Origin of the sequence: Nereida sp. NH-UV-3, assembly GCF_042939535.1 — a bacterium.
Taxonomy (GTDB): domain Bacteria; phylum Pseudomonadota; class Alphaproteobacteria; order Rhodobacterales; family Rhodobacteraceae; genus Nereida; species Nereida ignava.
This window is the reverse complement of the sequence record NZ_CP132157.1, coordinates 1,183,395-1,206,464: the sequence shown is the minus strand read 5'-3', so window position 1 is coordinate 1,206,464 and position 23,070 is coordinate 1,183,395. Positions and strand designations below refer to the sequence as shown.

The 23,070-nt window shown below is 53.2% G+C and carries 19 protein-coding genes; 7 read left to right on the top strand and 12 right to left on the bottom strand.

The window, feature by feature from the left end; translation table 11 throughout:
* Position 1: 1 nt before the first annotated feature.
* The 3 genes from NeNHUV3_RS05955 to NeNHUV3_RS05945 all read right to left on the bottom strand — a co-directional run bounded on the left by NeNHUV3_RS05955 (position 2) and on the right by NeNHUV3_RS05945 (position 3,181).
* Positions 2 to 850: a carbohydrate ABC transporter permease gene (locus NeNHUV3_RS05955; RefSeq protein WP_048598913.1), complete on the bottom strand. Its 849-nt coding sequence runs from the start codon at positions 848 to 850 to the stop codon at positions 2 to 4.
* The gene (locus NeNHUV3_RS05950; protein WP_048598914.1) at positions 850 to 1,776 is read right to left on the bottom strand and encodes a carbohydrate ABC transporter permease; all 927 of its coding nucleotides are present in this window, start codon (positions 1,774 to 1,776) and stop codon (positions 850 to 852) included. Before NeNHUV3_RS05950 ends, NeNHUV3_RS05955 begins: the two co-directional genes overlap by 1 nt.
* 139 nt (positions 1,777 to 1,915) lie before the next feature.
* On the bottom strand, positions 1,916 to 3,181 hold the full coding sequence (locus tag NeNHUV3_RS05945) for an ABC transporter substrate-binding protein (protein ID WP_177193427.1): 1,266 nt from the start codon (positions 3,179 to 3,181) through the stop codon (positions 1,916 to 1,918).
* A 145-nt stretch (positions 3,182 to 3,326) separates the two neighbouring features.
* On the opposite strand from NeNHUV3_RS05945, the gene NeNHUV3_RS05940 reads away from it, so the two are divergent.
* Positions 3,327 to 4,115, top strand: a complete 789-nt coding sequence (locus tag NeNHUV3_RS05940; protein WP_048598915.1) for an IclR family transcriptional regulator — start codon at positions 3,327 to 3,329, stop codon at positions 4,113 to 4,115.
* 15 nt (positions 4,116 to 4,130) lie between these two features.
* The gene (locus NeNHUV3_RS05935) at positions 4,131 to 5,186 is read left to right on the top strand and encodes an ABC transporter ATP-binding protein (RefSeq protein WP_391483133.1); all 1,056 of its coding nucleotides are present in this window, start codon (positions 4,131 to 4,133) and stop codon (positions 5,184 to 5,186) included.
* 65 nt (positions 5,187 to 5,251) lie between these two features.
* Here NeNHUV3_RS05935 and NeNHUV3_RS05930 read toward each other — a convergent pair whose 3' ends face one another.
* Positions 5,252 to 6,223 carry an ester cyclase gene (locus NeNHUV3_RS05930; RefSeq protein ID WP_391483132.1) on the bottom strand — a complete coding sequence of 324 codons (972 nt, stop codon included), beginning with the start codon at positions 6,221 to 6,223 and terminating at the stop codon, positions 5,252 to 5,254.
* A gap of 122 nt (positions 6,224 to 6,345) precedes the next feature.
* Here NeNHUV3_RS05930 and NeNHUV3_RS05925 point away from each other — a divergent pair, with 122 nt between their 5' ends.
* The 4 genes from NeNHUV3_RS05925 (at position 6,346) to NeNHUV3_RS05910 (ending at position 10,739) form a co-directional block, all read left to right on the top strand.
* Complete coding sequence (locus NeNHUV3_RS05925) at positions 6,346 to 7,395, top strand: ABC transporter ATP-binding protein (RefSeq protein WP_391483131.1); 1,050 nt, start codon at positions 6,346 to 6,348, stop codon at positions 7,393 to 7,395.
* An 85-nt stretch (positions 7,396 to 7,480) separates the two neighbouring features.
* Entirely contained in the window at positions 7,481 to 8,734 is a 1,254-nt protein-coding gene (locus NeNHUV3_RS05920; protein ID WP_391483130.1) for an ABC transporter substrate-binding protein, read from the top strand.
* Positions 8,735 to 8,816: 82 nt separating this feature from the next.
* A complete protein-coding gene (locus NeNHUV3_RS05915; RefSeq protein WP_341246031.1) occupies positions 8,817 to 9,842 on the top strand; it encodes a sugar ABC transporter permease in 1,026 nt (341 codons plus the stop codon).
* A gap of 15 nt (positions 9,843 to 9,857) precedes the next feature.
* Entirely contained in the window at positions 9,858 to 10,739 is an 882-nt protein-coding gene (locus tag NeNHUV3_RS05910; RefSeq protein ID WP_391483129.1) for a carbohydrate ABC transporter permease, read from the top strand.
* A 227-nt stretch (positions 10,740 to 10,966) separates the two neighbouring features.
* Here the strand turns inward: NeNHUV3_RS05910 and NeNHUV3_RS05905 are convergent, their stop codons facing one another.
* The 8 genes from NeNHUV3_RS05905 to NeNHUV3_RS05870 form a co-directional block, all read right to left on the bottom strand.
* Complete coding sequence (locus NeNHUV3_RS05905; protein ID WP_391483127.1) at positions 10,967 to 11,836, bottom strand: dimethyl sulfoxide reductase anchor subunit family protein; 870 nt, start codon at positions 11,834 to 11,836, stop codon at positions 10,967 to 10,969.
* On the bottom strand, positions 11,836 to 12,591 hold the full coding sequence (locus NeNHUV3_RS05900) for a 4Fe-4S dicluster domain-containing protein (RefSeq protein ID WP_048598922.1): 756 nt from the start codon (positions 12,589 to 12,591) through the stop codon (positions 11,836 to 11,838). The genes NeNHUV3_RS05905 and NeNHUV3_RS05900 overlap by 1 nt, the downstream gene beginning before the upstream one ends.
* Positions 12,588 to 12,737 carry a hypothetical protein gene (locus tag NeNHUV3_RS05895; protein ID WP_177193426.1) on the bottom strand — a complete coding sequence of 50 codons (150 nt, stop codon included), beginning with the start codon at positions 12,735 to 12,737 and terminating at the stop codon, positions 12,588 to 12,590. Before NeNHUV3_RS05895 ends, NeNHUV3_RS05900 begins: the two co-directional genes overlap by 4 nt.
* On the bottom strand, positions 12,734 to 15,556 hold the full coding sequence (locus NeNHUV3_RS05890) for a molybdopterin oxidoreductase family protein (RefSeq protein ID WP_391483126.1): 2,823 nt from the start codon (positions 15,554 to 15,556) through the stop codon (positions 12,734 to 12,736). The genes NeNHUV3_RS05895 and NeNHUV3_RS05890 overlap by 4 nt, the downstream gene beginning before the upstream one ends.
* A gap of 54 nt (positions 15,557 to 15,610) precedes the next feature.
* Entirely contained in the window at positions 15,611 to 16,549 is a 939-nt protein-coding gene (locus tag NeNHUV3_RS05885; protein ID WP_391483124.1) for a phosphate acyltransferase, read from the bottom strand.
* 134 nt (positions 16,550 to 16,683) lie between these two features.
* Positions 16,684 to 18,456 (bottom strand): sulfoacetaldehyde acetyltransferase, encoded by a 1,773-nt coding sequence (gene xsc / locus NeNHUV3_RS05880; protein ID WP_391483123.1) that lies wholly within the window; start codon positions 18,454 to 18,456, stop codon positions 16,684 to 16,686.
* An 86-nt stretch (positions 18,457 to 18,542) separates the two neighbouring features.
* Positions 18,543 to 19,994, bottom strand: a complete 1,452-nt coding sequence (locus NeNHUV3_RS05875; protein ID WP_391483121.1) for a PLP-dependent aminotransferase family protein — start codon at positions 19,992 to 19,994, stop codon at positions 18,543 to 18,545.
* A 247-nt stretch (positions 19,995 to 20,241) separates the two neighbouring features.
* A complete protein-coding gene (locus NeNHUV3_RS05870) occupies positions 20,242 to 21,633 on the bottom strand; it encodes an aminotransferase class III-fold pyridoxal phosphate-dependent enzyme (RefSeq protein WP_341246025.1) in 1,392 nt (463 codons plus the stop codon).
* A gap of 416 nt (positions 21,634 to 22,049) precedes the next feature.
* Between NeNHUV3_RS05870 and NeNHUV3_RS05865 the strand changes: the two genes are divergently transcribed.
* The gene (locus NeNHUV3_RS05865; RefSeq protein WP_391483119.1) at positions 22,050 to 23,054 is read left to right on the top strand and encodes an ABC transporter substrate-binding protein; all 1,005 of its coding nucleotides are present in this window, start codon (positions 22,050 to 22,052) and stop codon (positions 23,052 to 23,054) included.
* Positions 23,055 to 23,070 lie beyond the last annotated feature (16 nt).

Below are 23,070 nucleotides of genomic sequence, written 5' to 3'. Positions count from 1 at the left end.
GCTATTTGACAGCTCCGAGAGTTAGCCCCGCGATGAAGTGCTTTTGCATCAAGAAAAACATCGCGACAGGAGGTAGTGCAGCAACAATAGAGCCGGCGCTCATCAGGTGGTATGCCGCACGATATTGAGAGTTAAAGCTGGTGATCCCCGCAGTGACAGGTTGTGCGTCCGGACCCTGCGTCAACACAACTGCCCAGAAGTAATCATTCCAGATGAAGGTAAAAATCAACACAGACAAAGCCGCCAAGGCGGGCTTCATTAAGGGCAAAACTACAAACCAGAAAATACGCCACTCTGCGATCCCCTCAACGCGGGCGGCTTCGATTAACTCATATGGCAGGGCTTTGATGAAGTTGCGCATAAACAAAGTGCAAAAGCCTGTTTGGAACGCGATGTGAAAAAGGACCAGACCGACTTTGGTGTCATAAAGCCCAAGGTTCACGGAAATGTCGCGCACGGGCACCATCAAGATTTGGAACGGTACAAAATTGCCTGCGATGAACAAAAAGAAGATCGCGAGGTTGCCTTTGAAACGGTACACCCCAAGCGCAAACCCAGTCATGCTTGAAAGAGCAACCGCGCCAATCACAGTGGGAACAGTGATTAACACAGAGTTGATCATGTAGCGGGGCATATCGCTTTCGAAGAAAACTTTTCCGTAGTTCGTGAATAGCTCAAAGGATGTTGGCAGCCCCCAGTAGTTGCCGTTTGTGAAGTCGGCAGACGGCTTGATAGAAAACGTAGCCACTGCGATCAGCGGCAAAAGCCAGATCAGCAGAACAATTGGTAGAAGGCCTTGATACGTCAATTGCCACGTGCGCGATGTCTTTTCGATTGGGGTCGGAAACATTAGCGGCCTCCTCTTTCATCTTGGTACATCGACCACAAAAAGTAGACGATAAAGAAGAGCATGATGAAGAAAAGGACCACGGCAATTGCCGCGCCGTATCCCATGCGGAAGCCGAACTCCGACAGAGATTCCTCGTACATGTAAAAACTCAAGACGCGGGTTGAACCGAAAGGGCCACCGTTGGTCATAACGCTGATCAAATCAAATGAACGCAGCGCACCGATGATGGTCACCACAAAGGCGATGAACGTCGCGGGTTTCAGCTGGGGCAACACCACGTGCCACAGCATGCGGTGACCCTTTGCGCCATCAAGGCGCGCGGCTTCAATCTGTTCGGGGTCTACCGCGTTCAGGCCCGTAAGATACAAAATCATGCAATAGGCAGTCTGCGGCCATAAACCGGCAGCAATAATGCCATAGGTGGCTGTTGACGGATCACCCAAGATATTGACAGGGCCTGCGCCGACCACGGCGAGAATTGCGTTCAGCAACCCTTCGCGGGGAAGGTAGAACCACGAAAACACAAGCCCGACAACCACTTGGCTCAACACGAACGGAAAGAAAAAGAGCGATTTATAAAGCCGGATGCCGCGTACTTTTTGATTGAGCAGCAACGCAATCGACAAACCTGCCGGAATAGCCAGCAAGTACAAGAACAGCCATTTCAGGTTGTTCCAAAAAGAGGTCTCAAACTTACGGTCACCACCCAGAAGGCGCTCGTAGTTGGCCGTACCTACCCATACTTTTTCGCCCAGTCCGTCCCACTCATGAAATGAAATCCAGAACGACTGAAAGATTGGGTAGATGACGTAGAACGCAAAGAAAAACATCCCCGGCAGCAAAAACAGCCATGGGGTCACTGCGATCTCGTTACGCTTGTACCAGCTGCGTTGTGGTTGCGATGTAGGGTCGGGCAAGGCCGTCATGTTGGTCGCCTCCGGGCTGGGTCGGTCACCTTATACGAAAAGCCGATTGTGTCTTTGTAAGCGGGTTTTCGAAAAAGCTGATCTTGGGTGCGTTGTTAGAAGTCAGAGGGCAGCGCTGGGCCGCCCTCCGACAGTTATTTTACTTGTAGATACGCTGGCGTGCGTCTTCGAGGCGCTCAAGGATATCGTCAAGGTTGTCTGGGAAGACCATGAACTCTTGCAGACCTTCCATGCCAACGCTTGCCATCTCTGCGGGGAAGTCACGGTCGAAGAACTGCGCTACGCCGCCTTTGGCATTGCCGGACAGCATTGCAAAACCCTGCTCAAGGAACTCATCCGCGTCCACGCTTGAGGCTGCGTTAACCGGAAGCTGACCAAGTGCGTCGCCAGAGTTGATTTTCGTTTGCACATCAGCGGATGTGACGAACTGCAGGAACGCACGCGCGTTGTCTTTGTTCGACGCATTGGCTGGGATGTGGAACGTATCAGTTGGTGCATCTTCGCCTTGTGGCAGAGACGCATCAATCAGTGGGAACTGATAGAAATCAATCTGATCATCGCTAAGGCCCGCATCACGCATTGGTGCTACAGCGAAGTTACCGATCAAATATGAAGCGGCTTCACCGTCTGTCATGAACTTAAGCGCTTCTTGCCAGCTGTATGACTGATGGTCGTCAATGTAGCCGCCCATGTCGATGATTTTGCGCCAGTTTGCAAAAGTCTCGCGGACACGTGCATCGGTCCATTCAACTTCGCCGCGTGCAAGCTGCATGTGGAAATCAAAGCCGTTTGTCCGCATGTTCAGGTAGTCAAACCAACCGCCAGCAGTCCAAAGGAACTTGGTGCCGATTGCGTAACATTTCTTACCGGAGTCGACGATTTTTTGGCAGTTGGCGAGCTCTTCTTCAAAAGTTGTTGGCTCAGTTAGGCCCAACTCTTTGAACATATCTTCACGGTAGTACATACCCCACTGGTAGTATGTGTAGGGCACGCCCCATTGCTTACCATCAAGGGTCATCGCGCCTTTTACGGCATCAAGGCCGGGCAGGTCACCGTTTTCGTACATGTCGGAGATGTCTTCGAAAAGGCCTGCGTTCACGTAAGGACCCATCCGGTTTGCCGCGTACCAGTTCACAACGTCAGGTGCGTTGGCTGTCAGGGCGTTGCGGATCTGTGTCTTCCACGCTTCGCGGTCAACGATTTCCAGATCAATGTTCAGGTCTGGGTGCTTTTCGCCAAATTCTTTGGCAAGACCTTCCATCACTGCGCGAGGCGCAGGGTTTGACATGTCAGAGATAATTCGCAGATCGCCTGACAATTTTTTACCGTGACCGTCAGCGACGGCGCCGGTTGCAAGTGCAGCAAATCCAAGCGCCGCTACAGACGCTTTCAAAATGGAACGCATGGTATCCTCCCTAGGTGCTTCCAACTATGTACTAGGTTTCATTATTTGAAACCACGTTTTACATATTGAAATGATAACGCCGACTCGCATAGGCTTGTCAACAGGGCTGTCGCAAGTTGTCGGCCCGCTTGGGAGGAAAGTGATTATGAACGTGGACGCGAGTGGCGGAACAGTTGGCAAGGCGCTTGATGTGCTCGACCGCGTGGCCGAGTTCAATCGACCCGTTCGGTTTGCAGAGCTGCTTGCCGCATCGCCCTATCCCAAGGGTACGCTGTACCGTCTTATGCAAACTTTGACCCGCGAGGGGATGTTGGTGTTCGATCCTGATCGACAAAGCTATTCGCTTGGTGTGCGGCTTGTTCGGTTGGCCCATGCAGCGTGGCGGACGTCATCACTGGCGCCAATTGCGCGGCCGCATTTGGATGCGCTTGCCGCTGAAACAGGTGAAACCGTTCACCTTGCGCAGCTGGATCAGGCGCAGGTGTTATACGTGGATAAGCGCAACACGGCCGAACCGGTGGAGATGTATTCATCCGCTGGCAAAGTGGGGCCTGCGTATTGCACAGGCGTCGGTAAAGCCATGCTTGCACATCTACCGGAAGAAACGCTGAGCCAGATCATGCCGCTGCAATTGTTTCACAAATTCACGGAGCACACCCTGACGGATGAGGCCGCGTTGCGAGCCCAACTGGCAGAAATCCGCGCCCATGGATACGGATTTGACCGCGAAGAACACGAGCCAACCATCATTTGTGTGGCGTGCCCGATTTTGAGCGAACGTGGGCGCGTGCTTGGTGCGCTGTCTGTTACATCAACCACTGCTCGCACAAATCTGGCAGCGCTTGAGCAGCTCGTGCCGCGCATACAACAAACAACAACAGCGATTGCAGCTGAGGTGCAAGACTGGCGCTTCCCTGACACAGTTGCCCAATAGGTAAAGGATTAAGTCATGTCTGGTGTTAAGCTAAACAACGTCATCAAGCGCTACGGCGAAACGCAGGTCATTCACGGGATTGATCTGGATATCCAAGATGGCGAATTCTGCGTTTTTGTTGGCCCCTCTGGCTGTGGCAAATCTACGTTGCTTCGGATGGTGGCAGGTCTTGAGGAAACTACTGAAGGGCAGATCAGCATTGGGCCCCGTGATGTGACGCGTCTTGATCCATCTCTTCGTGGTGTCTCGATGGTATTTCAGACCTACGCGCTTTACCCGCACATGACTGTCAAAGAAAATATGGGCTTCGGCCTGAAAATGAACGGCCATCCCAAAGCCGAGATTGAACAAAAGGTTGCTGAGGCGTCGCGCATTTTGAAGCTGGATGAGTACCTTGCTCGCAAGCCAGCCGCGCTATCAGGGGGGCAACGTCAGCGGGTGTCGATTGGCCGTGCGATTGTACGCGGGCCTGAAGTATTTCTTTTCGATGAGCCGCTTTCGAATCTGGACGCAGAATTGCGCGTTGAAATGCGTGTGGAAATCGCACGTCTTCACGAAGAAATAGGCGCAACCATGATTTACGTGACCCACGATCAGGTCGAGGCGATGACCCTTGCGGATAAGATCGTTGTGCTGCGTTCAGGTCGGATTGAGCAAGTGGGCGCGCCCATGGATCTTTACCGCGATCCTGACAATAAATTTGTGGCCGGCTTTATCGGCTCGCCTGCAATGAACTTTGTGAATGGCACGGCAACCAAGGACGGCTTCGACGTGCCTGCGTTTGGCACGACTATGAAGCTATCTGTTGAGCAACCTGCAAACGGCACCGCGGTTAGCCTTGGGCTGCGCCCAGAGCACGCGCAGATTGTCGATGGTGATACATTTACGGTTGAGTTGACCGAAGCACTCGGCGGCGTGTCATACGCCTACTTGTCCTCGAAAACGGGCGAAAAAATCGTTGTTGAGGAGCGTGGTGATCACCGGTCTGCCAAAGGCGATTTGGTCGGCCTGTCGTTCGACGAGGATCGCGTCATGGTGTTTGACGGCCTATCGGAAGAGCGTATCCGTTAAAGAAAGCTGCTCCAAAATCAAAGCGCCGCGGTCCGTTTGGCTTGGCGGCGCTTTGTTTTTTGCACTTAGCTGCGCAGTGCGTTTGCCTCAGCGATCAGATCACGACCCATCTGCGCAAACAGGTCTCCGTAGTCTAATGTTACCCAGTTTTCCTTGATGCGGTTATCTGCGACGCGGTAAAAATCCATCACGCGCAGGGTAAGGGCGCGGCCATCGGCGGGTTGGCCAAGATAATCGCCTTGAAACGTCATGGTCATCGATGGCCAGCCGCTGACGGCAGCATAGTTTGCATCCCCGATGCGGCAGTAGTGGTTGCCCCCTTTGCGGTCAGGAAACGCATCAAGGAAGGGCACGCGGTGATCTTTGCTAAAACCCTCCCAGCGGTAGTTTGACCCGATCCCCGCAGGTCCGTACCACATCATATCGTCGGCCCATGTGCCGTCTTCACCTGTCTGGCTTGCGCTTGTTTTGGTGACGGGATCAAACACATGAAGCGCGCCCAACATCCGCTGCACAACATTTAGGGATGCCTCGCCGTCTTCGGTTTGCGGGCAAAGGCCATCCTGTGTGGCGGGGGCAGGAAATGTAATTTCGGTTCCCAGTGAGGGCAGGGGAAGGCAGCCCGCTTGGTGCATAACATCGGGCAAATCAAAGATGATTTTGGCTTCCCTAATCTGACCGTTTTCAACGCGGTAGAATTCACCTGCGCGCAAAAACACCAAAGAATCGGAAGGCAGCAATCCGAATAAAGGCTTGGTGAAGTTGCCAACGTAATGAGTGACCGTCGCACACCAGTACCCGCCTTGTTCGCGAATATTGTCACCGCCGATAAAAATTAGGTCGCGCCGATGAACATCGGCCAGCGCATTGCGTATGGGCGTGATGAAGTTTTCAACAATCGTGTCGCGCCCCACCAACTCGTTCACAGGCCAAGCTACTGAAAATACGGCATCTTCGGCGATAACATCTGCCCCGTCGCCTGTTGTCCACAACGTTTGCAGAGCGTTTCTTAGGGTGTTTCTTGGATCAACGGTCATCGGCGCATCTCGCGTTTTTTGCTGTTTGTGTAAAAAGCGAATTGCAAATAGAGCATCTCGAGTCTAGCCTTTTTGCAAACGTGTGCAAAAATGGCGCACGGGTCACGACGCAGGGGGAAGTGATGGCTGAAATTCAGCTTAAGAATGTTGGTAAGCGGTGGGGTAGTTTTGTTGGGGTTCAGAATTTCGACCTAACGATCGCTGATCAGGAGTTTCTTGTCCTCCTCGGGCCATCCGGCTGCGGCAAGACGACAACCATGCGTATGATCGCTGGCCTCGAAGACGTCACTGAGGGTGACATCATCATCGACGGCGAGCGCGTGAATGATCTTGAACCAAAAGACCGTGACATCTCGATGGTGTTCCAGTCTTATGGTCTTTACCCGAACATGAATGTTTACGACAACATTCGCTTCCCGTTGAAAGTGCGCAAAGTCCCAACGGCCGAGCATGACGAGCGTGTGATGCGCGCAGCGGCAATGGTTGAGTTGGAGCCGTTCTTGCACCGTAAGCCCGCAGAACTTTCGGGCGGTCAACGACAGCGTGTGGCACTGGCGCGTGCGATTGTGCGTGAACCGAACGTGTTCTTGATGGACGAGCCGCTTTCAAACCTTGACGCAAAACTGCGGGTCTCGACCCGTGCGCAGATCAAAAATCTTAGTCACGAGCTTAAAGTTACGACTATTTACGTCACGCACGATCAGATTGAGGCGATGACACTTGCTGACCGCGTTGTTGTTATGAAGCAGGGTGTTGTTCAGCAGGTTGGCACGCCAACTGACATTTATGACGCGCCAGCAAACACATTTGTAGCCAGCTTCATCGGCTCGCCTGCAATGAACCTTGTTGAAGGTGATATGAAGGCGGGCGTCTTTAATGCCGATGGTATTTCGGTGGGCGGACTTACGGCACCTGATGGGCCGATCACTTTGGGCTTCCGTGCCGAAGATGCGTCTGTTGTGGACGGCAAGGGCGATGCTAACGCGCCTGCTTACACGATGGAGTTGCTGGGCGACGCAACGATGGTTGCTATCCGTATTGGTGGGGCGTTGGTTAACGTGAAGGCCAGCAAAGACTACCGGACGGAGATTGGCGCGCCAGTTGCGGTGTCGATACCTGCAGAAATTTGTCACCTGTTCCGTTCGGATACTGGTGAGCGATTGGAGGCGTAAGCCTTCTAATAAATGTCTCCGCAGTCAATTGTGGGGCGTCAATTGGGTGGCTCGCTGCCCTTTTAAAGCAAACAGGGAGAGACTTATGTTTCTGAAAAAAATCACAACTGCGGTGGCAATTTCCATCGCTGCTACGGCTGCGGCGCAAGCTGCTGGCCACTCGAACTGCGGCATTGACGCGGGTCGTGTAAACATTGTTGGTAACGAATTCCCAGCGATCCAAACTGTTGGTGCAGGTGCTGTGGCATGTGCAAACGACAATGTTGAGGTGAAAACGAACCTCACTGCGGACCACCAAAAGATCAACGTCGCGGGTATGACATCCAACCCTGCTGAGTACACATCAGCGATCGTTGCCAACTCATCCATCGTGGCATTGATGAACGAAGACGTCATCCGCCCACTTGATGACCTGGTTGCCGAGTACGGCCAAGACCTTAAGAAAAACCAGCTGATCACCGTGAACGGCAAGGTTATGGCTGTCGCCTTCATGGCAAACGCGCAGCACCTGGTGTACCGCGCGGATGTTCTTGAAGAAGCTGGCGTTGAGGTGCCAACAACCTACGAAGAAATGCTTGCTGGTGCGAAAAAGATCCGCGACATGGGCATCCTGGAAAACCCACTTGGCGGTTCATACAAAGCTGGTTGGAACCTCGCACAAGAGTTCAACAACATGTACATCGGCCACGGCGGCGAATTCTTTAAGCCGGGTTCAGCTGAAGTAGACATCAACAACGAAAAAGGCGTTGCGACGCTGACCATGTTGAAGTCACTTTCAGAGTACATGTCACCTGATTTCCTCACACATGATTCAAACGCAACAAACGCCGAATACCGTGCGGGTAACGTTGCAATGATGAACATGTGGGGCAGCCGTGCGGCTGGTCTGGTAACCGAAGAAGGTGTGCCGCAAGAAGTGGTTGACGGTTTTGCAATTGCAGGCCCAATGACTGTTGCTGGCGGTGATACACCTGCGACAACACTGTGGTGGGATGGTTGGACAGTGTCCAAAAATATTTCTGACGAAGACGCAACAGCAACATTCAAAGCGCTTACAAAAGCGATTGAGCCAGCGATCCTCGATGACGCAGAAGTTGCGACACAAGCGGTTTGGTTGATTGACGGCTATGAGCCAACTGAAGCGGCCAAAGGCGTATTTGCAGCTGCTGCAGCTAACTCAGTGCCATACCCAATGGTGCCTTACCAAGGTCTGTTGCACTCCGCACTTGGTGCAGAGCTTTCAGACTTCATGCAGGGTAAAGAAAGCGCAGAGCAAGCGTTGGCAGACGTTGAAGCAGCCTACACAGCTGCTGCCAAAGAGCAGGGCTTCTTGAACTAAGAGCCATGATTTTCGGGCGGGGCCAATCGCGGTCCCGCCCCTTTTTATTGACGATACTGACGGCCGTTGAGGACCTTAATCGATGAAGCATAAAACGTTCTTTTGGTTTTTCCTGCCGACAGCATTAGCGATGCTTTTGTTTATCGCGTTTCCAATTATCTCAGTTGTGATCCAGTCTTTGTTCACGCCTCATGAGGCGGTCCTTTTGACTGTTGAGAATTGCGGCCCCTTTGGCTGCACGACTGAAACATCGATCGACCAAGAGGCGACCGCTGCCCTGAAATTGGCCGAGCCTTTGGGCCGGTTTGCGGGCCTCTCTATTTATCTTGATCGTGGGCACCTTGCCGTGAATGAAGTGGCTGCCTTGTGGTCTGGGCGCGAAAGTCTCGGTGGCTTTTTTGACGGGTTGAAGAACCTGCCGTTCTACCGCGCGATGTACTTCACGCTTACCTATACATTTGTTGTGACGCCGCTTTTGATCGTTCTTGGCTTTGCCATCGCGGTTGGGGTCAACTCGCTGCACCGTCACCTTAAGGGCCTTGTGATTTTCTTTTCACTGCTGCCAATGATTGTAACGCCGTTGATTGGCTCACTCATTCTGTTTTGGATGATCGACAGTCGCGGTGTGCTTGGTAGTGCCATCCAATTCCTTGCCGATGATCCGGACCTTTCATTGAAGGCCAGCACAGCACTCACATGGATCACGCTGATGGTCTACGGCGTCTGGCACTCGGCACCATTTGCCTTTGTTGTGTTCTACGCAGGCCTGCAAACATTGCCCCAAGACACTTTGGAATCTGCCATGATTGATGGTGCGAGCCGCTGGCAGCAAATTCGCTACGTTGTGATCCCGCATTTGATGCCTCTTGTGACGTTCGTGGCCTTGATCCAATTGATGGATAACTTCCGCGTCTTTGAACCAATTGTAGGCTTCAACGCGGAAGCGCATGCGACTTCGCTCAGTTGGATCATCTTCAACGACTTGGGCGGTGAGACACGCTTGCTGTCTTCTGCTGCCGCAACGTCCGTACTTACGATTATCGGCGTCGCAATTTTGTTGTCACCTGTATTGGTCCGCACTTGGCGCGACTTTAACGCCAAGACCTAAGGAAAGGGATCAGATATGAGCTCGAAAGCGACACAACAGCCCCTCGGCCTTCGCATCGCTATTTATGCCTTTATCGGCATCTGGTTGATGATGGCGGCGTTCCCATTTCTTTGGACGCTTTGGGGATCATTCAAAGTTGAATTAGACTTCTTTTCGATCACCAACTGGAAAGACGCGTTGTTTGGTCCGCGCACAGAAGCCACATACGGCAGTTCGCTTACTGGCGCGGGCTATGAAGGTGCGTGGATACAAGAAGAGTTCTGGCGCGCGGTTTTGAACACGTTCATAGTTTGCTTTTTCGTGGTCTGCACGTCGCTGACCATCGGGACGCTTGGTGGTTACGCGTTGTCGCGGTCCGGCTTTAAGTACACGTTTTGGTTGCTGATCATTGCGCTGATTTTCCGCGCTATGCCGCCCATTACGTTGGTGTCAGGTTACCTGCTTCCGTTTTTTGAGTGGAACCTCTGGGGGATCCTACCCACATCAATCATCGTGCTGGTCGCGATCAACCAGCCGTTCACGTTGTGGATGCTTCATAGCTTTTTCCAGAAAATTCCGAAGGAATTGGACGAAAGTGCTAAGGTTGATGGCTGCACCCAGTTTCAAGCGTTTCGCCATGTGATCATTCCTGTGATGTGGCCGGGCGTTATTACAACGGGGCTGTTCAGCTTCCTTCTGGCCTACAATGACTTTGCGGTTACCGCGATGTTGCTCAGTAAAGAGAACCAGACAATGGTGCCGAAAATCGCATCGTTCCTTGGGACCACCCAGACCGAAGGCAACGTGATGTTCGCGGTTGCAGCTGTTGTTTCAGCCACCGTACCGCTGTTCATCTTGGTGATGTTCTTCCAGCGTCAGATCGTGAGTGGCCTGACAGCGGGTGCCGTAAAGGGCTAATCTCGCATCCAGTAAAGTTCATGAAGACTGTAAAAGCAGGTCGGGTCATCCGGCCTGCTTTTTTGTTTGTGGTGTGGGGGAGGTGGGCGATGTGTTGCAGAGCTTTGTAGCGTTCTATCTCTTGCTGTCTTCGTCGTGTCTGCCATGTCAGGGGCACAGCAAAAAGGCGGCCCTGTAACAGGCCGCCTATGTGGTTTTCGTAGAGTGTTTGAAGCTACAGTCCCAGCTTAGCGCTTGTCGTAGTACAACCCGACAACGTGCTCTGCTTGTGCAAAAAACAACCAGCGCGCAACGATAACACCGGCCACGTGCGCCAACACCGCGACCAGCGCAAGAGCGTGACTAAAGGGCAAAAGCAAAAGCAACACAGGTGTGAACAACAGCACAACCGAGATGATCTGTAGCTTCAGCGCATGTTTGCGGCCCACGACGTGGATCATTTCTTTCATGAGATAGTTGCTGCCGGTGTGGGGTGGTTCAAACTGTCGGACAGACCCGATGTTGCCCAATTGTGTTGCGGACGCGATTGTGCTGCCCGCGGCGCTAAAGCGGCCATCCGCGGTCAAGAAGATGAAAAGCTGCAACAGGGCCGCACCAGGCAAGAACCAAACTGCCAAGCTGACTTGGCCAGCAAGCAGTGCACCGCCTGAAACAGCGTAAGCGATGAACATGACTGAGGTGGTAGGGTGGTTCCAACGGGGTACTGTCTTGAGCTGTGCATAGATCATGGACGTGCCGTAAACGGTTGCCAACGCAAGTACTGATCCGACGTAGCCAAGCAAAGGAATGCGCATGTTCAAAAAGACCAGCGCCGCTCCGTAAACACCCATGACAAGCAGTGTCGCTACCGCAAGGCATCCCTCACGTGAGAGCCAGCTTGTGCGCCACTGGCTGAAGGACTTGAGAATATTCTTCGGGTTCCCGAGATGGAATGTTGAAGAGATGATCCCACCAACGGCCAGAATATAGGCAATAGCGAACCAGGCGAACGCCGAAAGACCCGTGGGGGATGGCATGCCCAGCCCTAAGAAAATCATGAGGCCAAAGCCCAGGCCCGAAAGGACTGTGAATAGAATAATGGATGGTGCTGGATGCATCAGAGTTTCTCCAGTGCTTTATCGAGCCAGCCCAGAATACCTTTGGCATCTGGCGCGACAGGCTCAAGAAGGGGGGCGAGGATGTCGATATCACCGGTGTTGGTGTAGTCGTCCTTCAACCGAGGAGGCAGGTATTTGTTAACAGGTTTAGTGCCTTGCTCTGGCATCAAATCAACGCCGCCACGTTCAGCAACAAGCTTTGAGACATCTGAGTTTTCATCGCCCAAATCGCCAAAGTGGCGGGCACCCGCGGGGCAGGTCCGAACGCAGGCAGGCTGGCGGTCTTCTTCGGGCAGGTTTTCATTGTAAATCCGGTCAACGCAGAGGGTGCATTTCTTCATGACGCCTTCTTGTTGGTCCAGCTCCCGCGCCCCGTAGGGACAGGCCCAAGCGCACAGACCACAACCGATACAGTCAGCTTCATTTACCAGAACAATACCGTCTTCAACACGCTTGTAGCTGGCGCCTGTCGGGCAGACGGTGACACACGGCGCGTCGTCGCAGTGTAGGCATGATTTAGGGAAGTGGATCAGTTGGGCAGGGCCTGCCTCAGGCTGTACTTCGTAGCTGTGAACACGGTTCAGAAATGTACCTGAAGGGTTGGCGCCGTACGCATCCTGATCGGACAGGGGCGCGCCGTAGTTTTCAGTGTTCCAGCCTTTGCAAGACACCACGCAGGCATGGCAGCCCACACAGGTATCGAGATCAATGACCAGTCCCAGTTTCTTTTCCGTATGGGTTGGCAGAGTTGTCATGCGAGCCCCCTCAGAGTTGTGTGTGATATATAGGTGATGGGTTCTTCTTTGCTGGCATCCCACGTGGCAACGAACCAGATGAAAGACCCAACCATCACGGCGATGGCGGCAGCAACGCCCAAGAGTGTCAGTTTTACAGGGCTCATTTGCCAAGCTTCCATGCAAGGTCTTTGGGGCCTTTGCCTACAGGTGATTTTTGCGGTGCAAAATCAGGTAGGGTTTGGCCCGCAACGTCGGACTTTTCGATGCGCACTTTAAGATCGAACCACGCGGCCTGACCGGTGATCGGATCAGAGTTTGCCCAACGCATACCGTCGCCGTTTGCAGGCAGCAGTTCGTGGATGAGGTGGTTCAGCAAAAAGCCTTTGGTCGTTTCTGGTGCGTTTTCTTCAAGGGCCCACGCGCCCTTACGCTTACCAATCGCATTCCATGTCCAAACGGTGTTGTCGTTGAGTGCCGCCATGTGTGCTACCGGAACAACGATCTCGCCGTGGGGAGACACAACCTTGGCCCAATCGCCTTCTTCAAAACTGTTCTCTTCCCAAATTTTGGTCGGAACATAGAGGGGGTTGTGGCCATGGATTTGGCGCAACCAAGCGTTCTGGCTGCCCCACGAGTGGTACATTGCCATAGGGCGCTGTGTCAGCGCCGTGACAGGGTATTGATCCGCAAGGTTGTCAGGCTCGTTGGAGTACCAGATCGGAAGCGGGTCGAGAGTGTGTTTGATCCGCTCACGCAGATGCTCTGGTGGTTGGCGCTCCCCGTGGCCTTCGGCGGCCAGCTGGAATTTACGCATCGGCTCCACATAAAGCTGGAAGATATAAGGCTGGACTGCATCAAAGAAGCCCATCTTCACGGCCCAATCTTGGTAGCCCATGTTGAACGGTTTGTAGTAGGCGGCATCCTCCGGGACATGCTCCATCCAAAAGCCGCCGTTTTCGATGTAGGCATCAAGCTGTGCTTCGTTTACGTCGCCGCGGCCACCTTGCAGACCATCTTCGCCAACGCGCCAGCCCGCCAGCGGGCCAACACCGGGACGGCGGATGTGGTTGGTGATGTAGTCGGCGTAGTCTTCGTATTTTTGGCTGCCGTCTTCATTCACGAAACCAGGCAATCCAAGACGTGCGCCAAGATCACAAAGGGCTGATTGGAAACCCTTTACGTCGCGGTCAGGTTCAACAACTGGCCAGCGAATAGCGTCTGCCACGGCGTCGGCTTCACAGATTGGCCGGTCCAAAAGCGAGATACAATCGTGGCGCTCAAGGTAGGTCGTATCGGGCAGGATCAAGTCGGAATAAGCGACCATCTCGGATGAGTACGCATCAGAATAGATGATGTTCGGAATGACATAATTGCCGTCCTCATCTTTATCCGTGAGCATCTCAATGACACCGGATGTGTTCATGGATGAGTTCCAAGACATGTTCGCCATATACATAAATAGCGTATCGATCTTGTAAGGATCGCCCGCATGGGCGTTGGAAATCACCATGTGCATCATGCCGTGCGAGGACATGGGGTTTTCCCATGTAAACGCTTTATCGATACGTGCGGCAGTGCCGTCTTCACGCAAGCAAAGGTCATCTGGCCCGTGGGTGAAGCCCAAGTGTGGCCCGTCAAGCGCAGCGCCCGGAGTGACTTTGCAGTGCGGTTTGGGGTGCGCAGTTGCGGGCTTGGGGTAGGGTGGTTTGAACCGCATGCCGCCCGGCGTTTCAACAGAGCCGAGCATGATTTGCAGAACGTGTAGCGCGCGGCAGGTTTGAAAGCCGTTAGCGTGGGCTGATATGCCGCGCATCGAGTGGAACGAAACGGGCCGCCCCACCATTTTATCATGCTTCTTGCCGCGGAAATCTGTCCAAGGGCGATCTAGCTCAATCGCTTGGTTAAACGCCACATCAGCTAATTCGGCGGCAAGTTTGCGGATGCGTTTTGCTGAAATACCGCAACGCTCTGCAACTGCTTCGGGCGCGTATTCCTCTGACATGTACCGCTCGATCATGTGGTGGAATACAGTGCGGTGCGTGACACCTGCCTTGCGGTGTGTGCCGGCAAGATCAGGATAAACGCCCTTGCCATCAAAAGGTGCAAGCTTGCCAGTATTGCGGTCGATGACCAATGCTTTGCCGTCTTTGTCTTTCAGGAACAGACCTTCTTCGGCGCTTCCGTCGGTTTCATCCAAAAGAACCGGCGCGTTGGTGAATTGTGAAAGATAATCAAGATCAATTTTGCCCGCTTTGATCAAGCAGTGCAGCATCGACAGAATGAACAAGCCATCGGTGCCCGGTGTAATGCCCACCCACTCATTTGCAACAGCATTATACCCCGAGCGGATTGGATTGACACCAACAACTTTGGCGCCGCGGGCTTTGATTTTGCCCAGACCCATCTTGATTGGATTGCTATCATGGTCTTCGGCAACGCCGAAAATCATCAGCATTTTGGTGTGGTCCCAATCTGGTTGCCCAAATTCCCAAAAAGCACCGCCCATGGTATAAATGCCGGCTGCAGCCATATTGACCGAGCAAAATCCACCGTGGGCTGCGTAGTTTGGTGTACCGAAACCTTGCGCCCAAAGCGACGTGAAGCTTTGTGATTGATCACGGCCCGTAAAGAACGCCAGTTTTGAGGGGTCTTCGTCGCGGATTGGTTTCAGCTTGGACACAGCAATGTCGTAGGCCTCTTCCCATGTGATTTCTTCAAACTCACCAGAGCCACGCTCGCCGACCCGTTTCATGGGTGCGCGCAGACGTGAGGGCGCATTGACCTGCATAATACCGGCCGAGCCCTTGGCGCAGAGCACACCTTGGTTCACAGGGTGGTCTTTGTTGCCTTCGATATAGGCAACTTTGCCTTCCTTCATGTGCACATTGATGCCGCAACGGCAGGCGCACATGTAGCAGGTGGTTTTACGGACTTCGTCGCTAACTTTCGGGGACGTGTCCACGACTGGCTGATTAAATCCCATAATTCCTCCTCAGGGTCGGTTTTGGATGCACAGCGCGGTGCTGCGGTCCATGGGTCATTTGTTGGCGGCGGTTACAATTGCGGCAAGGGCAGCGGATGCCATGCGCGCGGCTGGTGGGTCGGCACGCGAGGTCAGCAAGATAGGAACGGCCGCCCCCATCACGATGCCCGCAGCACACCCACCGGCCATGTAAACGGCAGATTTGAAGATGGCGTTTCCTGAAACAATATCAGGGACGATGATCGCGTCGGCTTGCCCCGCGACCGGATCATTCATCAGCTTTTTGGTTGTAACGGCCTCAGGTGACAGGATCAGATCCATGGCCAGTGGTCCGGAGAAATCAGCATCCGCAATCTCGGCTTTCGCCCATGCGGCAAGCTCGGAGGCTTCAACGGATGAAGGGACGGAAGGGATTACGCTTTCAGTCGCGCTTAAAAACGCAACTTTGGGACGATCATTGCCGAGTAAGTGCAACAGGCGCACCACTTCGCGCGTGGCGTCTTGGCGGGTTTCCATGTTCGGGCTGACGTTTACGGCTGCATCCGAGATGGTCAGCGCTCCACCGCTTGGGTGACCGATGTGGAAAATATGAACCAATCGCTTGCCCGCGCGCAGGCCGGCATCGCGGTTCAGGGCGGATTTCATGAACACATCTGTATGCAGATGCCCCTTCATCAAAACATCCGCGCGGCCCTCGCCACAGGCAAATGCCGCAGCCTTTCCTGATGCCTCTTCGCCTTCCGCCTCAATCAATTCAAACGCAGAGATGTCCCAATCCAGTTTATCCGCTTCGGCTTCGATCAAAGCGCGCTCGCCTGTAAACACAGGCTCCATTATGCCAGCTTGTGTGGCGTCGCGGGCGGCTTCCATCGGCAGTGCTGCACCGGCGCGGGCAATGGCGACGCGCGGTGTGGGGGCAGCTTGGGCTTGGCGCAGCAATTCTGGTGGGCAAACGACAGTGTTTGTGCTCAGAAAATTATTCGTCTTTGCCATAGCGCGTTAGTTCCCGTTGCTCCGCATGGTCGAAGGCATCTGTGCATGCACAACTCTTCCCCATGTCTTTTCACCTCAAAACCCGCCTCTGTTTCCTGAGGCGGGTAATGTTATTTAGCGATGTGGCGCAGTGCTTATTCAGCAGCCATGTCAGATGTTGAGACACCTGCTACTGCAACCGGCTTTTTCATCGCGTCGCGACGGAAAGGCTCGCCCAGTTCTTGGTTCAGCATGACTTCGATCAGTGTCGTAACACCGTCTTCCATCTGCTCTTTGATCGCTGTGTTCAGCACATCTGTGAGCTCTTCCATTGTGCGCGCTGCAACGCCTTTGAGGCCACATGCGTTGGCGATGCCTGCATATGAAACTTCGGTGTCCAGCTCGGTGCCGACGAAGTTATCGTCGAACCACAGGGTTGAGTTGCGCTTTTCAGCACCCCACTGGTAGTTGCGGAACACGATCTGTGTAACTGCGGGCCAGTCGCCACGGCCGATAGCAGTCAATTCGTTCACTGCGATACCGAACGCACCGTCACCTGCGAAGCCAACGACAGGAACATCCGGTTGGCCGATTTTCGCGCCAACGATTGCAGGCAAACCGTATCCGCATGGACCAAACAAGCCGGGTGCAAGATACTTACGGCCTTCGTCGAAGTCTGGGTAGGCGTTACCGATTGCGCAGTTGTTGCCAATGTCTGAAGAGATGATTGCTTCGCGTGGCAGTGCAGCTTGGATAGCACGCCATGCCATACGAGGGGACATCCAATCAGGCTTTGCATCGCGTGCGCGCTGGTTCCAAGTTGTGCCTGGATCGTCGTCTTCGTGATCCATGGAAGCCAGTTGCTGTGCCCATGCTGATTTGGTTTGCGCGATTTTTGCTTTGCGATCTTCACGGCCTGCGTCGCCTGCGGATGCGTCCAGCTGGCCCAAGATACCTTTGGCAACTTTGGCTGCGTCACCGACGATGCCTACAGTTACTTTCTTGGTCAAACCAATGCGGTCTGGGTTGATGTCGACCTGAATGATTTTTGCGTCTGCTGGCCAGTAATCAATACCGTAACCAGGCAGTGTGGAGAACGGGTTCAGACGTGTGCCGAGGCACAAAACAACATCGGCTTCGGAAATCAGCTCCATGCCTGCTTTTGAACCGTTGTATCCCAATGGACCTGCAAACAGGGGGTGCGAACCCGGGAATGCATCGTTGTGCTGGTAGCCCACACAAACTGGTGCGTCGAGGCGTTCAGCCAGTGCGATCGACGCATCGATACCGCCTTTTGACAGAACAACGCCAGCGCCGTTCAGGATGACCGGGTTTTTCGCGTTTGAGATAATCTCAGCAGCTTTTGCAACTGATGTCTCGCCGCCTGGTGAGACCTCAAAATCAATTGGTTCAGGAATTTCGATGTCAACAATCTGTGTCCAGTAGTCACGTGGAATGTTGATCTGTGCAGGGCCTGAAAGGCGCTTTGCTTTCGAGATGACGCGAGCAAGTACTTCGGCAACGCGGCTCGGATCACGTACTTCTTCTTGGTAAGCAACCATGTCTTCGAACAGTTTCATCTGCTCAACTTCTTGGAAGCCACCTTGGCCGATTGTTTTGTTCGCTGCCTGCGGTGTAACCAAAAGCAACGGTGTGTGGTTCCAGTACGCGGTTTTCACAGCGGTCACGAAGTTTGTGATGCCTGGGCCGTTCTGCGCGATCATCATGGAGACTTCGCCAGTGACGCGTGTGTAGCCGTCAGACATGAAACCTGCGCTGCCTTCGTGCGCACAGTCCCAGAATTTAATGCCAGATTTAGGGAACAAATCTGAGATGGGCATCATGGCTGAACCGATGATGCCAAATGCGTGGCGGATGCCGTGCGATTGCAGCGTTTTGACGAACGCTTCTTCTGTAGTCATTTTCATGAGGCAGTCTCCTTTTGAATTGGAGGCAACATACTCGGATTCGTGAACCTCTGAGTAGGTCCAGTTTTACGCTCAATTAAGTCCAGTCAGATTGCCGCAGCCAGTATTTCAATGCCTTTTGCGATCCGTTCCTCGGGAATTGAAGAATACGCGAGCCGATAATGACAAACGCGGTCCTCTTTTTGCAAAAAGAACGGACCGCCGGGTTCAATCAAAACGCCTTGGGGCTTTAACGCGCGGGCTAACTCCATTGTATTGTGCCGGTTTTCAGCCTTCATCCAAATGCTGGATCCGCCAAATGCACCGCGACCGGCAACAGTTAAGCCGTTATGATCAATTGCTTTTTCCATTTCCATGCGGCGGCGGTAAAATGCCTTGGACATACGTTTGATCAGTGCGTCGTAGTGCCCGAGGGACAAAAAGTAGGCAGCAGTGCGCTGAATTTGCCCGGGGGGGTGACGCAGAACTGATGCGCGCAGCTTGCGAGCCTGTTTGATGAAAGGCGCAGGGCCGACCATGTAGCCAAGCCGCAAGCCTGGCGCCAGCGATTTCGAGAATGAGCCGATGTAAATTACCCGCCCGTCTTGATCGAGTGACTTTAGCGCAGGAGAGGGGGCCTTCAGGAACGACATCTCAAATTCGTAGTCGTCCTCTACGATCAAAAAGTCGTCTGATGCCGCGCGATTAAGCAGTTCTGTTTTGCGCTCAAGCGGCATTGAGGCTGTTGTTGGGCATTGATGTGAGGGGGTGCAAAAAACCACATCAATGTCTTTGGGAAGTAAATCTGGTGGCAGCCCATCTTCATCAACTGGGATGTGGTGAAGGTTGCACCGGCTTTGCATCAAGATGTCCCTCAGGCCCGGATAACAGGGCTCTTCCATCACCGCGTTGCGACGCTGTGTCAGCAACAGTTGCGCGGACAGCCATAGCGCGTTTTGAGCACCCATTGTGACCAGAATTTCATCTGGGCGCGCTTTGATACCCCTGCGTGGGAGAGTGTGACGGGCGATGAATTCGATTAACTTTGGATCGTCTTGATCAACGTAATCTGTTGTTAATGCGTCAAAATCCCGCTTGCCGAGCGCTTGTAAGGCGCAAAGCCGCCAGTTTGCACGATCAAATAGCGTAGGGTCCGCTTGTCCGTAGATGAACGGGTATTGGTAACGTTGCCAATCGGCTGGCTTGGCCAATTGTGGCACGTCGCTGTTGCGATGCGCCAAGACGCGTGACCATTCGACCGCATCGTTTGTGGGTCTGAGCGATGGCATCTCCGGTGGTTGCGGCGCGTTTTCCGAAACGTAATATCCCGACCTGCCGCGCGCGACGATATAATCATCAGCCAGCAGGTCTGTGTAGGCAAGGGTTACCGTAATTCGGCTGACCCCGAGGTGCGTGGCGAGTTTGCGTGACGAGGGTAGTTTTTCACCTGGTTTAAAGCGCCCAGACAGAATGCCTTCGGCAACCATCTGCTGGATTTGCGCCTTAAGAGTGCCTTGGGTGGTGCTGTTCAGAAAAAATGTTTCGACGGGCAATGCCATGTAATCTGGCCTTATCGCAGGAATAATCTGGTATTATTTTAGGGCCAAGAGGTGTTCTAGGCAACCGTAGTCAAACGTGCGCTCTAAATTTGCTGAATAGTGCTGAGCGCGCGAGATGAGGATATTTGGCTGTCAGCGAAATTAAAATTACAGATATGGCCAGTTTGCAAAATAATGAGACACTTTGCCAGATAACTGGACTGGTTATCAGAGCGGCACAGCCTGCGCCGCTCTGATGATGTGTGGTTTAGGCAGTTGCCCGTGTAATCGCCGCATCGACTGCGTTTGTGATGTTGTCGATATCGTCTTTTGTGGCGATCAGCGCAGGTGAGAAGCAAAGCGTGTTGTTCTTGCCTGGAAGTGATCTGTTTGTTGCGCCAATGATAACGCCTTGTTGCATACAGTCACCAACGATTGCCTGAGCGATTTTCTCGTTTGCAGGTTCACGGGTTGTGCGGTCAGCAACCAACTCACAGCCAAGGAACAGACCTTTGCCGCGCACTTGGCCGATAATTGGGTGCTTGTCAGCAAGCGCATGCAAGTTGTCGAGCATGTACTCACCCATCGCCGTCGTATTCTCAAGAAGGTTCTCATCCTCAATGATACGCATGTTTTCCAGCGCCGCTGCGGGACCAGCGGTACAACCACCAAAAGTTGAGATGTCGCGGAAATAACTCATTGGATCGGACGGGTCATCTTTGAACATGTCAAAGACTTCTTCAGTTGTGACAAGGCATGAGATCGCGGCATAGCCGGAGGCGACACCTTTCGCCATCGTTACCATGTCAGGCTTGATGCCATAGTGTTGGTACCCAAACCACGTGCCCGTGCGGCCTACGCCACAGACAACTTCGTCGATATGAAGTAAAATGTCATATTTCGTGCAGATTTCTTGCACCCGCTCCCAATATCCATCAGGGGGGGTGATGACGCCGCCTCCTGCTGTGATTGGCTCAAGGCAGAGCGCGCCAACAGTCTCTGGTCCTTCGCGCAGGATAACTTCTTCAATCTGGTTTGCAGCCCATTCACCGTAGTTTTCCGCGGGCGCGCCATCTTGCTCGTGCTTTCGGTACTCAAGGCAGTGCGGCACGCGCACAAACCCGGGCGTAAATGGCCCATACTGTGCAGCGCGTTCATCTTGACCAGTTGCGGACAGTGCAGTGATCGTTGTGCCGTGATAATCGCGGTCGCGGTACAAAATCTTATGCTTCTTACCGCCGTATCGTTTAGCCGCGATTTGGCGTACAAGTTTGAATGCTTTTTCGTTCGCCTCAGAGCCGGAGTTTGCATAGTAGCAGCGCGTCATCCCAGGCATTTTGCTGAGCAGTTTTTCTGCAAACAAAGCGCCAGGAATTGAGCCTGCTGAACCGGCGAAATAATTCAGTTTTACCAGCTGGTCACGCACGACGTCTGCAATGCTTTCGCGGCCGTATCCAACGTTGACGGTCCATACGCCGCCTGACACTGCATCAAGGTGCTCTTTGCCATTTTGGTCCCACACCAACATGCCTTTTCCCTCGACAATAATCCGGGGTTCACCGGTCTCAAAGGGCTTGTGCTGAATCAGGTGGTGCCAGACGTGCTTGCGGTCGGCGTCGACTACAGCACTGATATCATTCGAAGAAAAGTTACCGTCCATGAGTCGGACCTCGCGTTGAATTGCAGAATATACACAAGCATTGCCCGAAATTTAGACTTTGCAAATAGGGCCAGTTTTACACCACATTTATAGCCAGTTGGTTGTGGTTTGTCGCGTTCTAAACAACCGTAAATTTACCAGATTTTCGGAAAGCTTCAAAAAATTATGTAGTTTCAATTCCTTGCTGCGTCTGCAAACGCGCTCAAAATTTTGGCACCCGCAGCGATAATGTCGCTTTTGTGCTCTCAAGCTGCCAACTTTAGGGTTTCTTAAATTCGATATGTATGTTTGCTTTATGCCGATTGCTCTGTGGGCCAACCACGGCATCCGCGTTATCAACGCGTCAGAGCCTCAAATATGAGGTTCCAAGCAAGACGCTCAACATAAGAGCCAAAATGAACATGGGAGTTCAAAATATGACACTTAAGTCCAAATTGATGGGTGCTGTCGCTGGCGTAGCTATGCTGACAGGTGCGCAAGCTGCTGTCGCGGCTGGCCACGAAGAAATCACAGTTGCTTACTTCCTTGAGTGGCCGATGCCATTCCAGTTTGCCAAAGTAGAAGGCATGTATGAAGAAGCACTCGGCAAGAAAATTAACTGGGTCTCTTTTGACACAGGCACCGCAATGTCAGCTGCTATGGCATCCGGCGACGTGCAGATTTCTGTAAGCCAAGGTATCCCACCGTTCGTTGTGGCCGCGTCTGCAGGTCAGGACATCCAAGTTGTTGACGTGGCTGTAAGCTACTCAGAAAACGACAACTGCGTTGTTGCCTCTGGCCTTGAGATCGACAAAACATCTGCAGCTGAGCTTGCTGGCAAAAAAGTTGCTGTGCCACTCGGTACTGCTGCGCACTACGGCTTCCTGAGCCAAATGAACCACTTCGGTGTGGATACAGCCGGCATGGAAGTTGTTGACATGGCGCCTGCTGAAGGTGCTGCTGCACTTGCTCAAGGCTCAATCGATATGGCTTGTGGCTGGGGTGGCGCGCTGCGTCGCATGAAAGAGCACGGTAACGTGTTGCTGACAGGCGCAGAAAAAGAAGCACTCGGTATTCTTGTTTTTGACGCGACAACTGCACCAGCAACTTTCATCGCAGAAGAAAGCGACACACTTGCAGCGTTCCTGAAAGTCACAGCAGATGCGAACGCAATGTGGGCGGACAGCGCGAACCACGCCAAAATGCTCCCAGTAATCGCAAAAGACGCGGGTATGTCTGAAGAAGACACAGCTTCAACACTGTCAACATTCAGCTTCCCAACAGTTGACCAACAGCTTTCAGAAGCATGGTTGGGCGGCAACGCGCAAAGCTTCATGAAGGGTGTTGCGGACGTTTTCGTTAACGCGGGCTCAATCCCATCCGCACTCGAAAGCTATAACGCAACAGTGAACACCGCTGGCCTCAAAGCAGCGATGAACTAAACACTTCACGACCTTG

What these genes read in the sequence shown, in the direction of transcription:
- xsc (WP_391483123.1), bottom strand. Translation starts at nt 18,456, where the DNA reads ATGAAAATGACTACAGAAGAAGCGTTCGTCAAAACGCTGCAATCGCAC.
- NeNHUV3_RS05905 (WP_391483127.1), bottom strand. Translation starts at nt 11,836, where the DNA reads ATGCATCCAGCACCATCCATTATTCTATTCACAGTCCTTTCGGGCCTG.
- NeNHUV3_RS05930 (WP_391483132.1), bottom strand. Translation starts at nt 6,223, where the DNA reads ATGACCGTTGATCCAAGAAACACCCTAAGAAACGCTCTGCAAACGTTG.
- NeNHUV3_RS05895 (WP_177193426.1), bottom strand. Translation starts at nt 12,737, where the DNA reads ATGAGCCCTGTAAAACTGACACTCTTGGGCGTTGCTGCCGCCATCGCC.
- NeNHUV3_RS05870 (WP_341246025.1), bottom strand. Translation starts at nt 21,633, where the DNA reads ATGGACGGTAACTTTTCTTCGAATGATATCAGTGCTGTAGTCGACGCC.
- NeNHUV3_RS05925 (WP_391483131.1), top strand. Translation starts at nt 6,346, where the DNA reads ATGGCTGAAATTCAGCTTAAGAATGTTGGTAAGCGGTGGGGTAGTTTT.
- NeNHUV3_RS05900 (WP_048598922.1), bottom strand. Translation starts at nt 12,591, where the DNA reads ATGACAACTCTGCCAACCCATACGGAAAAGAAACTGGGACTGGTCATT.
- NeNHUV3_RS05865 (WP_391483119.1), top strand. Translation starts at nt 22,050, where the DNA reads ATGACACTTAAGTCCAAATTGATGGGTGCTGTCGCTGGCGTAGCTATG.
- NeNHUV3_RS05910 (WP_391483129.1), top strand. Translation starts at nt 9,858, where the DNA reads ATGAGCTCGAAAGCGACACAACAGCCCCTCGGCCTTCGCATCGCTATT.
- NeNHUV3_RS05920 (WP_391483130.1), top strand. Translation starts at nt 7,481, where the DNA reads ATGTTTCTGAAAAAAATCACAACTGCGGTGGCAATTTCCATCGCTGCT.
- NeNHUV3_RS05955 (WP_048598913.1), bottom strand. Translation starts at nt 850, where the DNA reads ATGTTTCCGACCCCAATCGAAAAGACATCGCGCACGTGGCAATTGACG.
- NeNHUV3_RS05875 (WP_391483121.1), bottom strand. Translation starts at nt 19,994, where the DNA reads ATGGCATTGCCCGTCGAAACATTTTTTCTGAACAGCACCACCCAAGGC.
- NeNHUV3_RS05885 (WP_391483124.1), bottom strand. Translation starts at nt 16,549, where the DNA reads ATGGCAAAGACGAATAATTTTCTGAGCACAAACACTGTCGTTTGCCCA.
- NeNHUV3_RS05945 (WP_177193427.1), bottom strand. Translation starts at nt 3,181, where the DNA reads ATGCGTTCCATTTTGAAAGCGTCTGTAGCGGCGCTTGGATTTGCTGCA.
- NeNHUV3_RS05950 (WP_048598914.1), bottom strand. Translation starts at nt 1,776, where the DNA reads ATGACGGCCTTGCCCGACCCTACATCGCAACCACAACGCAGCTGGTAC.
- NeNHUV3_RS05935 (WP_391483133.1), top strand. Translation starts at nt 4,131, where the DNA reads ATGTCTGGTGTTAAGCTAAACAACGTCATCAAGCGCTACGGCGAAACG.
- NeNHUV3_RS05940 (WP_048598915.1), top strand. Translation starts at nt 3,327, where the DNA reads ATGAACGTGGACGCGAGTGGCGGAACAGTTGGCAAGGCGCTTGATGTG.
- NeNHUV3_RS05890 (WP_391483126.1), bottom strand. Translation starts at nt 15,556, where the DNA reads ATGGGATTTAATCAGCCAGTCGTGGACACGTCCCCGAAAGTTAGCGAC.
- NeNHUV3_RS05915 (WP_341246031.1), top strand. Translation starts at nt 8,817, where the DNA reads ATGAAGCATAAAACGTTCTTTTGGTTTTTCCTGCCGACAGCATTAGCG.